Origin of the sequence: Streptomyces sp. NPDC058955, from assembly GCF_042741435.1 — a bacterium.
Lineage (GTDB): Bacteria > Actinomycetota > Actinomycetes > Streptomycetales > Streptomycetaceae > Streptomyces.
In genome coordinates this window covers 15,503-17,123 of sequence record NZ_JBHYKM010000144.1, presented here as the reverse complement: position 1 = coordinate 17,123, position 1,621 = coordinate 15,503, and the positions used below count along the sequence as shown (strand labels likewise).

Annotated in this window: 1 protein-coding gene; it reads right to left on the bottom strand. The window is 73.0% G+C overall.

Annotated features, from left to right (window positions below; genetic code table 11):
• Nucleotides 1-66: 66 nt before the first annotated feature.
• Nucleotides 67-1,503 carry a DUF2079 domain-containing protein gene (locus tag ACFW1I_RS34250; RefSeq protein ID WP_384677312.1) on the bottom strand — a complete coding sequence of 479 codons (1,437 nt, stop codon included), beginning with the start codon at nt 1,501-1,503 and terminating at the stop codon, nt 67-69.
• Between the last annotated feature and the right edge of the window lie 118 nt (nt 1,504-1,621).

Genomic DNA, 1,621 nt, shown 5'->3' with positions numbered 1-1,621 from the left:
ACCCCGGGTTGTGGGACGTGTTGGGGCCCTGTTCCCCCCCCCCCCCGGCCCCCTTCCGCGTACCCGCTACTTCCGCTTGAGCACCGCGAACCCCTCCGAGCGGTGGACGATCTCGTACGCCGCTTCCGGGTGCAACTGCGAAGCCGTCACGGCCGGGTCCGAGGTCTGGCCCGACCAGCCGCGCAGGTCGAGCGCGAGGTAGTCGGGGGTGGCGCCCTTGGAGGTGCCCACCCAGTAGACCGTGTGGTCGGCGGTGAGGTGGGCGAGGAGCGGCACGTCGGCCTCCACGCTCGCCCCCTCGGGGACCGCGGCGACGGCCGCCCGCGCCTGGTCGGCGCGGGGGTCGGCGGCGTACGTCCCGGACTTCAGCAGCTCGCGCAGCGGCAGGTTCGCGGCGAGGGTGAGCGCGACGGCCGTGGCGGCGGCGACGGCGACCTTCCCGTACGCGGCGAGCCAGGGGCGCGGCGAGGTGCGGACCGCGCGGACGGCGTCGACCAGAGCCAGGAAGACGATCGGCATCAGCACGGCGCTGTAGTGCCAGTGCATGCCCCAGTGGTTGGCGTCCTGGGAGACGAAGCGCCAGCCGAGGGTGGGCAGGACCAGCAGCGCCAGCGGGGAGCGCAGCGCGAGGAAGCCGGTGATCGCGAAGAGATGAAGGACCATCTCCCAGCGGTCGCCGGAGGTCAGCGCGGAGCCGATGATCTGGCCGAGGGAGGTCTCGGTGCCGGTGCCGGTCTTCTCGATCTTGGCCCAGTAGTCGTACTGGCCGAGCTTGCTGGCGGCCGGGATGAGGACCAGGACGGTGAGCGCGAAGAAGGCGACGCCGAAGCCGGCGAGGGCGGCGCCGAGCTTCTTCTGCCCCTTGAGGACGAGGACGACGCCGACCATGGCGACGGTGAGCCCCATGTCCTCCTTGACCAGGACGAGCGGCGCCGACCAGGCGACGGCGGCGGTCCAGCGGCCGAGGAGCAGGGCGCGGCAGGTGAGGGCGAGCAGCGGGACGGCGAAGGCGATCTCGTGGAAGTCGGACTTCACCGCCTCCTGGAGGCCCCAGGAGAGCCCGTACGCGACCGTGAGGGCGAGGCCGGTGGCCCGGCTGCCGAGGATCTGCTGGGCGGTGCGGCCGACGATCACGGCGGAGCCGGCGAAGAGCGCGGCCTGCGCGAAGAGCAGCGCGACCGGGGACGGCCAGAGCCAGTAGAGCGGGGCGAGGAGCGCCGTCACCGGGCTGAAGTGGTCGCCGAGTATCGGGAAGCCGGGTCCCTTGATGTCGGAGACGGGCAGCCTGAACTCGGCGTAGGAGCGGACGGCCTGCCCGAAGATGCCAAGGTCCCAGGAGGGTGTGCGGAAGTGGTCGTACTGCACCCAGGAGTAGAGGAAGTACAGGCCGGTGAGGACGGCCGCGATCAGCACGTACGGGAGGTACGGGACGGGCGCGGCGGCGGTGTCCTCGGCGGGCCGTTCGCCGGCGGGGTCCGCCGACGGTCGTCTCAGTACGTCCAACACCACGTCTCCACTACTGCCGGCCGGGCCAGGGCCTGACCATTAGACCAGAGACGGGGGGGGGGGCCGCCCGGACCCGGGGGGCCCCCCCCCCGGGGGGGGCGCGGCGCGGAGTGGC